This window comes from Flavobacterium sp. AC105 (genome assembly GCF_979258495.1).
Genome location: NZ_OZ409860.1, coordinates 5,360,511 through 5,372,434, shown reverse-complemented (window position 1 = coordinate 5,372,434; position 11,924 = coordinate 5,360,511). Strand labels below are relative to the sequence as shown.

Genomic DNA, 11,924 nt, shown 5'->3' with positions numbered 1-11,924 from the left:
AAGGAAATTTAACAAAAATGAAAAATTACTCTTTTACAAAAACGGCAATTGTGAGAACTCCAATTGAAGAAAAACAAATGGATCTTACGTGGGAAAAAATTAAAGCAATTTTTTCAAAAGAAGAAAATAGGGAAGCATTATTTATCGGTTCTCCAAACATTTACAAAGCACTTGTAATGTGGGAAACAGGTGAAGGTTTTCAGACCGAAGAAGAACTTAAAAACCTAAAAGGATCTTTGTACAAATATGCTTCAAGATTGTCTAACAGAAGCACGCCTTTTGGGATGTTCTCTACCGTTGCTGCAGTAGATTTAAATGCCGAAACCAATCTTAATATTGCGGAAAGCACTTTTGGAAGATTCACCAAATTTGACATGTATTTCCTGGGAAGTTTTTTGCCTGTTATCGTAAAAAATGACGCCATAAGAGAAGCTTTAAAATACTACAGCAACAACTCAATTTATACCGTTTTTGATAAATACCGTTATGTCGAATATTACTTTAAAGACAATGTCAGGTTTCATAAAATTTCAGAAGTTGAAATAAGCGAGTATTTAACGCTGATATTCGAAAAAGCAAAAAATGGGGTTTTATTAAGTGAATTGGCCGGTTTACTGGTTTCAGATGAAATTTCTTTAAAAGATGCCAATGAATTTATTGACACACTTATAGAAAGTCAGTTTATTGTAAGCGAATTAGAATTTACCATTACCGGAGAAGATTATTTTGAAAAACTGCTCAAAATATTCTCAGAAGAAAGATTCGACTTTTATGAAGCCGAAGTCATTAAAGAACTAATCACAAATTTAAAAACAAAAATAAATTTCCTTGATAAAAATAATAGTAACGATCCTGCTTTATATACTCAGATTCATGAATTAGTGAACGAAGAGTTAAACCATGTCGATATTTCAAAATTATTTCAGGTAGATAGTTTTAGAAAAATTGATAACGGCTCAATCAGTTTTAAAACATTAAAAAATTTACGTCCGGCGTTATCGGTTTTAAATAAATTACATTCTGGTTCTGAAAATGGTAATTTAAAAGAATTTAAGAGAAAATTCCTGGAGCGATTTGAAGAATTTGAACAGCCTTTAGTAAGCGTTCTTGATCCGGATATAGGAATTGGTTATGCAAAATCAACAGGAGCAAAAGCTATCTTGGTTGACGATTTATTAATTAATAGTGGTCATTCAGATGTAACGCAAATTGCAATGGACGCTAAAAAGTCATTTTTGTTTAAAAAACTGCTTCATGCCACAAAAAACAATTTGCAGACTATTGAATTACTAGATGAAGAAATCAACAAATTCGAAGAAAATGAAGCTTCGTATCCGGATACATTCTCAGCATTTGTAAATGTATTTCATGAAAACGGAGTTGAAAAAATCAATCTAAAAACAGCAAGCGGTCCTTCTGCAAACGGTTTAATTGGAAGATTTAGTCATTTAGATACTAAAATTCTAGATTTATGCAATGAAATCACGGATATAGAAAATCAACTAAATCCAACTAAAATTATTGCAGAAATCGTGCATTTGCCACAAGCAAGAACCGGAAATATTTTATACCGAAACTTTCAGAGAGCATATGAAATTCCTTATTTGGGAAATGCATCTGTAGACAGAGAACATCAAATCATGATCGATGATTTATATGTTTCTGTAAAAGGCGGAAAAGTGGTTTTACGTTCCAAAAGACTCAATAAAGAGATAATTCCGCGGTTGAGTAACGCACATAATTTTGCTTCGAATGCGCTGCCAATCTATCATTTTCTTTGTGATCTGCAAAATCAAAATTCTTTCGGATTTGGATTTGGCTGGGGCGGACTTCAAAATGAGTTTGATTATTTGCCAAGAGTAAATTACAAAGACACGGTTTTAAGCAGAGCTACCTGGAATATCAATAAAACAGAAATTGACAGCATTCTTGCTGTTGATGAATCAAAAAGAGTTGAATTTGTTCGTAATTTCAGAGAAAAAAGAAACATTCCTGATGTTGTATACATTTCTCAAGGCGACAATGAAGTGCTTATAAACTTCAATAATGAACTAAGCTGTAATGTTTTTTATTATATGATGAAAGGCGAAAGCTTTATTCAGCTAAAAGAGTTTTTATTTTCAGAAGATACAATTACAGACAATTATTGTAACGAAGTGATCTTTACAGCACATAAAAATGTAGAGAAAAAAGTTGAGGTTAGTGTTGAAAATCAATTTGTTTCAAAAGAAAATAAAGAAGGCGTAACAACTTCATTTTCAATTGGCGAAAAATGGCTTTATTATAAATTTTATTGCGGAGAAAGAGCCGGAGAAGAGGTATTAAAAACAGCCATTAATCCTGTTGTTGAAGAATTAAAAGCAAAAGGATTAATAGACAAATGGTTTTTTATTCGCTATTATGATGCGCAGGGACATCACATTAGATTTCGCATTTTGCTAAAAAACAGCAATTTGTTTACAGATTGTATTCAAATTATAAAACAGCATATTGAACCTCTCGAGCAAATGCGAATTATCTGGAAGACACAAACCGACAATTATCTTCGTGAATTGCAGCGATATGGCTATGAAGCTATCGAAGAAACAGAAACCTTGTTTTTTAATGATAGCGAAAGCACGTTAAAATTTACTGACATGATCGAAGGAGATTCAGGCGAAAAAATAAGATGGCTGTTTTGTTTATTGTCCATAGACCATTTTTTAAATGATTTTGATGTAAAACTCGAAGGAAAAATCAAATTGTTTAATGCAGCAAAAACAAGTTTCGGAAAAGAATTTAACCGTTCGGGAAGACTAAACAAACAAATTAATGAAATGTTTGCGGGTCATGAATCTGATATTGAATCGTTTTTAAATCCTGCAGAGATGGATGAAATGTATGAGCCTTTGATGGAAATTCTTGAAGAACGTTCCCAAAAAAATGCTCCTGCCGTAAAAGCAATAAAAGAAATGGCCGGCGATCATCGTTTGCCAACGTATCTTGACAATATAATGTTGAGTTATATACACATGATTTGCAACAGGATTTTTCTAACCAAACACAGAATCCACGAAATGGTTGTTTACGATTATTTATATAAATATTACAGCAAACAACTGCATACCGGGAAAAGCAAACAACTCAAAATAAGCGAGTTAATCTTGTAATATAAGAATCAGGGGAAAAAGTTTAAAAGTTTTTTCTAAACCAAACCTTTTGCCATTCCCTTTTTAGAATTAAAAACGAAACTTGTTCGGCCAGAATAACCAAATCTGAGCCGTCAAGTTTTTTTATTTCAATTTCAGAAACGTCAATAATATAAAGCAGGTTCAAATATTCAGCAAATTTGTACTGAATCATTCGGTATATTTTTTCGTGAAGCTGGATTTTTAATTCGTCGGGAGAAATACTGAGCGGAAAATCGATTCCTTCGTTTGCCAGATTAAAATCCTTATTGATTTGTTCAATCAAGCTGAGATATAAAGTTTCTGCCTGAGCTTCGGCAAATAACGATTCTGTATTTATTGGTGCTACAAACATATTTTATCAATTTCAAAATTCAATGTCAATTGCAATTTTCAATATTTTTATAATTGATTTTTGAAATTGTTATTGCTATTGTTTTTATACTTTACGTCCCATTAAATTCTCGCCAAAAGTTCTCAGGATATTTTTCTTTTCGTCATTGATATCCATTTTTTCTAATGTTTCGAAAGCTTTAAAAGTGTATTTTTCTATGGCTTGCTGCGTTTCTTTTGAAGCGCCGGATTCATTAAAAATTGTTTTGGCAATTTCTATTTTTTCTCTATTATCTTCAAGCTGCAAACTGAATAATTGTTGCAATTCTGCTGCTTTTTCTTCCGAAGAAAATTCAATAGCTTTTAGGTATAAATACGTTTTTTTATTTTCGATAATATCTCCACCAACTTGTTTTCCAAAGGTTTCAGGATCTCCAAAAGCATCCAGATAATCATCCTGAAGCTGGAAAGCTAATCCTAAATTCAGTCCGAAATCATAAATTAAATCCGCTTCTTTTTCAGAAGTTTTAGCTACAATAGCGCCCATTTTCATGGCAGCAGCAACTAAAACAGCCGTTTTATATTCAATCATTTTTAGATATTCGGGAATCGTAACATCATTTCGTTCCTCAAAATCAACATCCCATTGTTGACCTTCACAAACTTCAAGAGCAGTTTTGCTGAATAATTTTGCTAAATCCCTAAAAACGGTTGGTTCGTATTGTTCAAAATATTGATAAGCAAGGATCAGCATTGCATCACCGGAAAGAATCCCGGTATTGATATTCCATTTTTCATGCACCGTTTCCTGACCTCTTCGCAAAGGCGCATCATCCATAATATCATCATGAACCAATGAAAAATTATGAAAAACTTCAACCGCCATTGCAGCCGGAAGTGCTGTTTTATAATCAGTATTAAAAACTTCTGCAGCCATCAAAGTCAAAACGGGACGCATGCGTTTTCCGCCAAGGCCTAAAATATATTCAATAGGTTCATAAAGGTTTTTAGGCTCTTTATTGATGTTTTGGTCTTTTAAATAACTAATAAAAAAATCCTGGTACTGACTAATATCGTGCATAAAATGAATAATCTGATTTGCGAGGCTCAAAGATACAATTCAAATATGAATTATCCCTTTCAAAATAGTAAATGCTAATTAAGATTTAAAACCAAACGAAATGGTGCGCTTTTTAATCTTTTAAAATTATTTTTAAAAAAACTTGGAAACTCTTTTGGTGTTTAGAGTTTCCTGTCTATATTTGCACCGTTAATCGGAAACTCGAAACACTGTAAAAGTTTCCATAGAACGTTTAGATGATTTATAAACTAAACAAAACCAAACAATTATGAAAACAACATGGACCTTAGATTCTAGTCAATCAGACGTTTTGATTAAAATGAGACACTCGATAATTGCCTATATGGGAGGAACGACAAATAAATTTGATGGCTTTGTAGACATTGAAGACAATGAAATTGAAAATGCATCTGTAGAATTTTCTCTGGACATCAATAATAAAAATGATAGTTTTCAGCAAATTGATACGTATTTACAACTTCAGGATCTTTTTGATGTAAACGAACATCCGATTATCAGTTTCAAATCGACTTCATTTCAAAAAGTAAACAATAATATTAATTTCTTTAAAGGTGATTTAACCATAAAAGATGTTACAAAAGTGGTTGAACTGGATGCCGAATTTATCGGAATCAATACGTACAACGGCGAGAAAAAAGTTGCTTTTGAAATTAAAGGAGACATCAAGCGTCAGGATTTTGGTTTAGATTATAACTCATACAATCATAATGGTGGTTTGGCTTTAGGAAAAGATATTAAACTTATTGCCAACTTAGAATTCAGTATATAAATCTTACATAATGAATAAATTAATGTAAAATTATTACAAATATATTGGAAACTATTTTTCTGATTTTAGTTTCCTAAGTATATTTGTAATGCAATTGAAAATCAAGATGAAAGAGAAAATTATATCAAAAGCGAGTGAATTATTTTTAAAACTCGGTTTTAAAAGTGTTACAATGGATGATATTGCAGGTGAAATGTGTATTTCTAAAAAAACGATTTACAAATATTTCTGTAATAAAGAAGTACTGATAGAAGAGAGTACATCAACGGTTCATAAACAAGTGCATGAAGTGATTGATACTATTGTAGCAAAAAATTATAATGCCATTCACGAGAATTTTGAGATTAGGGAAATGTTTCGTGATATGTTTAAAAATGCAACCGATACTTCGCCTCTTTATCAGTTAAAAAAGCATTATCCGGAAATCTACCAAAACGTAATGACGCATGAAATTGATCAGTGCAATCATTATTTTAAAGATAATATAATGAAAGGGATCAGCGAAGATTTATACAGAGCAGATTTGAATATAGATTTGTATGTAAAGTTTTATTACACTTTGATTTTTCATATAAATGAAACTACGATTTCAGAAAGAGAAGCACAAAAAATAGAGTTGGAAGCGCTGGAATATCACACCAGAGCTATGGCAACGGAAAAAGGAATAATCGAATTAGAAAAACAACTTAAAAAAATTACTATTTAATCATCAATCTATATGAAAAGAATAATTCTTATATTTTTGTGTTCAATTGGCTTGTCGGCCAACGCACAAGTCAAGACTTTAACCTTAAAGGACGCTCTTACGTACGCGCTTGAAAACAAAGCCGACGCTAAAAAAGCAAAATTGCAGGTTGAAAACAGTGAATATCAAATTCAGGAAATACGTTCAAGAGCATTGCCTCAAATTACTGCAAATGGAAACTTGAGTTATAACCCAATTTTACAGACAAGTGTAATTGACGGAGCAAGTTTTGGACAGCCAGGAACAAGTATTCAGGCAACTTTTGGTCAAAAATGGACTTCTACAGCCGGAATTTCATTGACTCAGGCTTTGTTTGATCAGGCTGTTTTTACAGGATTGAGAGCTGCAAAATCTACTCGTGAATTTTACCAGATAAACGATCAGTTAACAGAGGAAAATGTAATTGAAAGAGTTGCCAATAATTATTATTCTGTTTACGTACAACGCGAAAGATTGATATTATTAGACAGTAATTATGTAAATACAACTAAAGTTCGTGATATCGTAAAAGGACAATTTGATAATGGTCTGGCCAAAAAAATTGACTTAGACCGTATTATCGTTAAAATGTCTAACATTGATACAGAACGTCAACAAATTAAAAATCAAATTACTTTACAGGAAAATGCTTTGAAGTTTTATATGGGAATGCCTATTGAAACTGTAATCGAGATCCCAAAAGAAGAATTTGAAGTTGTTCCTGCTGCTTTAACAGAATTGCCAAATATTGAAAACAGAACAGAATATTTGCTTTTGAAAAAACAAGAAGAATTATTGGTGTTTCAAAAGAAAGCGGTTCAGGCAGAATATTATCCAACACTTTCTTTAACTGCTGGTTACAACTATATTGGTCAGGGTCCTGAATTTCCTTGGTTCGAAAAACCATCTTCTGGTGTTTACTGGTCAGATTATTCAGGAATTGGATTGAATTTAAGAGTGCCAATTTTTACCGGTTTCGGAACGCGTGCCAGAGTAAGACAAGCTGATGTTGACATCAGATCACTTCAGGAAGATATCAAAGACACAAAACTTTCGCTTGATTTAGATTATAGAAATGCAATGGCTCAAATCGAGAACAACCTTGTAACTATCGAGAATCAAAAAGAAAATATGCGCTTAGCGAGTGAAATCTTAAGCAATACAAAAAACAATTACCTTCAGGGATTAGCATCATTAACAGATTTGTTAGATGCTGAAAATGCATCACTTGAAGCTCAAAATAACTATACCAGAGCAGTCTTGAATTACAAAATTGCCGAAGTAGCACTAATCAAATCAAAAGGCGAACTTAAAACTCTTATTAAATAACTAGAACAAAATGAAGAAAACTATTATAACTATCGTAATCATAATCGCAGCTTTAGGCGTGATTGGATATGTCTTAAATAATAATAAGAAGGAGAATAAAGCAAAAACAGATATCGTTGCAGAGAAAAATGCAGCCGTTTCAGTAAAAGTAACTCCTGTAAAAACAGAAGAAATTTCATTGGATTTCGTTGCAAACGGAAATTTCCAACCCATTCAACAATTGACTTTCTCTGCTGAAAAATCAGGAAAAGTAATCAGCGTTTTGGCTAAAGAAGGAGATTACGTAAAAGTTGGTCAAACTTTATTGACAGTAAGAGGAGATGTAATTAATGTAAATGCACAACAAGCTCAGGCTGTATACGCAAACGCAAAATCTGATTATGCGAGATATGAAAATGCTTTTAAAACGGGCGGCGTTACTAAACAACAATTAGATCAGGCAAAATTAGCGTTAACTAATGCTGAATCTAGTTTGAAACAAGCAAATATTAATGTTGGTGATACAAGAGTAAAAGCACCAATAAGCGGATTTATCAATAAAAAATATATTGAGCCGGGATCTATTTTAACCGGAATGCCTGCAACTGCTTTGTTTGATATTGTAAATGTTTCTAAATTAAAATTAGTAGTTACAGTAAACGAAAACCAAGTGGCGAGTTTAAAAGTAGGCAATACTATTAATGTTACGGCTAGTGTTTATCCTGATAAAAATTTTTCCGGAAAAATTACTTTTATTGCTGCAAAAGCGGATGAGTCTTTAAATTTTCCTGTTGAAATTGAAATCGCAAATAATACAAATAACGACTTAAAAGCGGGTATGTACGGAACTGCAAATTTTGCATCAAACCAACAAAAACAAAACTTGATGGTTGTACCTAGAAATGCTTTTGTAGGAAGTGTAAGCAGTAATGAAATCTTTGTGGTTCAAAACGGTATTGCGAAATTGAAAAAAGTAACTGCCGGAAGAATTTTAGGAGATCAGGTAGAAATCATCAACGGATTATCTGACGGAGAAGTTGTAATTACTACAGGTCAAATTAACTTACAAGACGGTAATACAGTAGAAATTATTAAATAATTTACAGCATTAAGCTATACGCCATAAGCCATAAGCTTATTGCCTAAAGCCTACAGCCTAAAGCAAAATATATGAAATTAGCCGAAATATCCATAAAACGTCCGTCGTTAGTAATTGTATTGTTTACAATTCTGACACTTGGTGGATTGTTCAGTTACAGCCAATTAGGTTATGAGCTGATCCCGAAATTTGAACAAAACGTTATTACAATTTCTACTATTTATCCTGGAGCTTCTCCAAGTGAGGTAGAAAATACCGTAACCAAGAAAATTGAAGATGCGATTGCATCCTTAGAGAACGTTAAAAAAATTGACTCGAAATCATACGAAAGTTTATCCATCGTTTCAATTACCCTGACATCAAATGCAAAGGTCGATTACTCTATGAATGACGCACAACGAAAAATCAATGCGATCATAAGTGATTTACCAGACGATGTTAAAACACCGGCATTGACCAAATTCTCGTTGAGTGATTTGCCAATTATGACACTTGGTGCTAACGGAAAAATGGACGAAGCAGCATTTTATGACTTAATTGACAAAAAAATCGCTCCTATTTTATCCCGTGTACAAGGTGTTGCTCAGGTAAATATTATCGGTGGTTCTGAACGTGAGATTCAGGTAAATCTTGATGCATTAAAAATGCAGGGTTATGGATTATCTATTCCACAGGTACAGCAAAATATTTTGACTTCGAATTTAGATTTCCCAACAGGAAATATTCAGACTCGTAATCAAAAAATATTAATTCGTTTAGCGGGTAAATATAAAAGTGTCGAAGAATTAAGAAATTTAGTAGTTTCTTCTCAAAACGGAATTCAGGTTCGTTTAAGTGATATTGCCGATGTTCAGGATACTCAAAAAGTAGCAGAGAAAATATCTCGTGTAGATCAAAAAAGCGCGATTGTTTTACAAATTATTAAACAATCTGACGCAAATGCGGTTGCGGTAAGTGAGCAATTATTGAAAACAATTGCTACTCTTGAAAAGGATTATGCAAATACGCAATTAAAATTGGAAGTTGCAAAAGACAGTACAATCTTTACGCTTGAAGCAGCAGATTCTGTTGTTCACGATTTATTGATTGCGGTAATTCTGGTAGCATTTGTAATGTTGTTCTTCCTGCACAGTATTAGAAACTCATTGATTGTAATGGTTTCGATTCCGGCATCTTTGATTGCGACATTTATTGGTATTTATTTAATGGGGTATACCTTAAACTTAATGAGTTTATTAGGATTATCTCTGGTGGTTGGTATTCTGGTCGATGACGCGATTGTGGTCCTCGAGAATATTTACAGGCATATGGAAATGGGTAAAAGCCGAATTCGTGCATCATACGACGGTACTGCCGAAATTGGTGGAACGGTAACTTCGATTACATTGGTAATTGTGGTAGTGTTCTTGCCAATCGCGATGAGTTCTGGTTTGGTTTCTAATATCATTACACAATTTTGTGTTACGGTAATTATTTCAACTTTATTGTCGCTTTTAGCTTCATTTACAATTATCCCTTGGTTATCATCTCGTTATGGTAAACTAGAGCATATTGAAGGAAAAAATTTATTTGGAAGAATCATTCTTGGTTTCGAAAATTATTTAACACGTTTTACAAACTGGATTTCTGAATTATTGACATGGTGTTTAGATCATTATGTTAAAACCATTTTGGTTGTACTTGTATTATTCTTTGGATCAACAATAGGATTAATGGCTGGTGGTTTCATTGGTGGAGAGTTTTTTGCTTCTTCTGATAGTGGAGAGTTTTTAGTTCAAATTGAAATGCCGAAAGATGCTTCGTTAGAACAAACGAACTTCATGACGCAAAAAGCAGAAGCTTTCTTGAAAACACAAGAATATGTTCACAGTCAAATTACAACTGTGGGACAAACTTCTGAAGGTTTTAGCGGAACGCAAGCTACAGCATACAAAGCTGAGATTGATGTTAAAATGATCGAACAGAAAGACCGTACTGATGATGCGTCTGTTTATGCAGCAAAAATCAAGCTTAAGTTAGAAAAAGTATTAGTTGGAGCAAAAGTTAAAACAGTTCCGGTTGGTATTTTAGGAACAGCAGAAGAGGCTCCTATAGCCTTAATTGTAACAGGTCCTTCTACAGAAGCGGCGATGGCTTTTGCTAAACAGGCTGAAGCTGAATTACGTACAATTCCCGGAACAACAGAGATTAAATTAACAGTTGAAGACGGAAATCCTGAGATCAACGTTAAAGTTGATCGTGATAAAATGGCTGCTTTAGGTTTAACACTTCAAACAGTTGGTTTAACCATGCAAACTGCTTTTAGCGGAAACACAGATGGTAAATACAGAGCAGGTGAATACGAATATGACATCAACATTAGATATAATGCTTTTGATAGAAAAAGTATTACTGATGTTAGTAATTTGATTTTTATCAATGCTGCTGGTCAACAAATTAAGTTATCTCAATTTGCAACAATTACAGAAGGTTCAGGACCTAGCCAGTTAGAGCGTAGAGATAAATCTGCTTCGGTTACAGTTCAGGGACAAAATGTTGGGGTTCCGGCCGGTACAGTAGTTACGCAATGGGAACCTAAATTAGAAAAAATAAAAAAACCAGCAGGTGTAAATTATATTTGGGGTGGTCAACAAGAGAACCAAAGTGAAGGTTTTGGTACTTTAGGAATCGCTTTATTAGCCGCTATTATCTTGGTTTACCTTGTAATGGTTGGACTTTATGACAGTTTCGTTCACCCGTTTGTCGTATTGTTTGCAATTCCACTTTCGTTTATTGGTGCGATGTTAGCATTAGCTTTGACTAATAACTCATTAAACATCTTTACGATTTTAGGTATCATCATGTTGATTGGTCTGGTGTGTAAGAATGCGATCATGCTTGTCGATTACACCAACCAGCGAAGAGCAGCAGGAGAATCAATCAGAACGGCATTAATTCAGGCGAATCATGCTCGTTTACGTCCGATTTTGATGACAACTATTGCGATGGTATTTGGTATGTTCCCAATTGCATTAGCATCCGGAGCAGGAGCTGAGTGGAAAAACGGATTGGCTTGGGTAATCATCGGAGGATTAATTTCTTCTTTATTCCTAACCCTGATCGTAGTTCCTGTAATTTATAATATCATGGAGAAAATTATTCATAAATTCTCTAAAGGAGATAAAATCGATTACGAAGCTGAAATGGTTGCTGATTATACGCCAACCGAAGTTAGTGAAGACGGTTTTAATCCTAAACATAACCATTAATTTTTGATTTAATTTAGATTGAAGAAATCCCAAATTCCTCACGGAGTTTGGGATTTTTTTTGATTTTTTATAAAACTTCACAATTGGAATTTAATTTTACATTAGAATTTATAAAGTTTAGGAGCCATACAATTCGCTTTTTAATAAACATCGTTCCCGCTTTCGGCTATATCT

Annotated in this window: 8 protein-coding genes; 6 read left to right on the top strand and 2 right to left on the bottom strand. The window is 33.3% G+C overall.

Features of this window, described 5'->3' with window-relative positions:
• The first annotated feature begins 17 nt into the window (after nucleotides 1–17).
• Nucleotides 18–3,149, top strand: coding sequence for a lantibiotic dehydratase (locus ACZ0AH_RS22255; protein ID WP_463477924.1), 3,132 nt, complete (start codon nucleotides 18–20; stop codon nucleotides 3,147–3,149).
• A gap of 22 nt (nucleotides 3,150–3,171) precedes the next feature.
• On the opposite strand, the gene ACZ0AH_RS22250 is transcribed toward ACZ0AH_RS22255, so the two are convergent.
• Both ACZ0AH_RS22250 and ACZ0AH_RS22245 read right to left on the bottom strand, forming a co-directional pair.
• A complete protein-coding gene (locus tag ACZ0AH_RS22250; RefSeq protein WP_463477923.1) occupies nucleotides 3,172–3,522 on the bottom strand; it encodes a hypothetical protein in 351 nt (116 codons plus the stop codon).
• A gap of 84 nt (nucleotides 3,523–3,606) precedes the next feature.
• On the bottom strand, nucleotides 3,607–4,581 hold the full coding sequence (locus tag ACZ0AH_RS22245) for a polyprenyl synthetase family protein (RefSeq protein ID WP_463477922.1): 975 nt from the start codon (nucleotides 4,579–4,581) through the stop codon (nucleotides 3,607–3,609).
• Between the two features lie 268 nt (nucleotides 4,582–4,849).
• Here ACZ0AH_RS22245 and ACZ0AH_RS22240 point away from each other — a divergent pair, with 268 nt between their 5' ends.
• The 5 genes from ACZ0AH_RS22240 to ACZ0AH_RS22220 all read left to right on the top strand — a co-directional run bounded on the left by ACZ0AH_RS22240 (nucleotide 4,850) and on the right by ACZ0AH_RS22220 (nucleotide 11,750).
• Entirely contained in the window at nucleotides 4,850–5,371 is a 522-nt protein-coding gene (locus ACZ0AH_RS22240; RefSeq protein ID WP_463477921.1) for a YceI family protein, read from the top strand.
• A 106-nt stretch (nucleotides 5,372–5,477) separates the two neighbouring features.
• Nucleotides 5,478–6,077, top strand: coding sequence for a TetR/AcrR family transcriptional regulator (locus ACZ0AH_RS22235; RefSeq protein ID WP_463477920.1), 600 nt, complete (start codon nucleotides 5,478–5,480; stop codon nucleotides 6,075–6,077).
• 12 nt (nucleotides 6,078–6,089) lie between these two features.
• The gene (locus ACZ0AH_RS22230) at nucleotides 6,090–7,424 is read left to right on the top strand and encodes a TolC family protein (RefSeq protein WP_463477919.1); all 1,335 of its coding nucleotides are present in this window, start codon (nucleotides 6,090–6,092) and stop codon (nucleotides 7,422–7,424) included.
• A gap of 10 nt (nucleotides 7,425–7,434) precedes the next feature.
• Nucleotides 7,435–8,502, top strand: coding sequence for an efflux RND transporter periplasmic adaptor subunit (locus tag ACZ0AH_RS22225; protein WP_463477918.1), 1,068 nt, complete (start codon nucleotides 7,435–7,437; stop codon nucleotides 8,500–8,502).
• Nucleotides 8,503–8,573: 71 nt separating this feature from the next.
• On the top strand, nucleotides 8,574–11,750 hold the full coding sequence (locus ACZ0AH_RS22220) for an efflux RND transporter permease subunit (RefSeq protein ID WP_463477917.1): 3,177 nt from the start codon (nucleotides 8,574–8,576) through the stop codon (nucleotides 11,748–11,750).
• Nucleotides 11,751–11,924: the final 174 nt, after the last annotated feature.

Excerpts from the sequence above, each read along its gene's own strand:
- ACZ0AH_RS22235 (WP_463477920.1), top strand. The coding sequence starts at position 5,478 with ATGAAAGAGAAAATTATATCAAAAGCGAGTGAATTATTTTTAAAACTC.
- ACZ0AH_RS22220 (WP_463477917.1), top strand. The coding sequence starts at position 8,574 with ATGAAATTAGCCGAAATATCCATAAAACGTCCGTCGTTAGTAATTGTA.
- ACZ0AH_RS22245 (WP_463477922.1), bottom strand. The coding sequence starts at position 4,581 with ATGCACGATATTAGTCAGTACCAGGATTTTTTTATTAGTTATTTAAAA.
- ACZ0AH_RS22240 (WP_463477921.1), top strand. The coding sequence starts at position 4,850 with ATGAAAACAACATGGACCTTAGATTCTAGTCAATCAGACGTTTTGATT.
- ACZ0AH_RS22255 (WP_463477924.1), top strand. The coding sequence starts at position 18 with ATGAAAAATTACTCTTTTACAAAAACGGCAATTGTGAGAACTCCAATT.
- ACZ0AH_RS22250 (WP_463477923.1), bottom strand. The coding sequence starts at position 3,522 with ATGTTTGTAGCACCAATAAATACAGAATCGTTATTTGCCGAAGCTCAG.
- ACZ0AH_RS22230 (WP_463477919.1), top strand. The coding sequence starts at position 6,090 with ATGAAAAGAATAATTCTTATATTTTTGTGTTCAATTGGCTTGTCGGCC.
- ACZ0AH_RS22225 (WP_463477918.1), top strand. The coding sequence starts at position 7,435 with ATGAAGAAAACTATTATAACTATCGTAATCATAATCGCAGCTTTAGGC.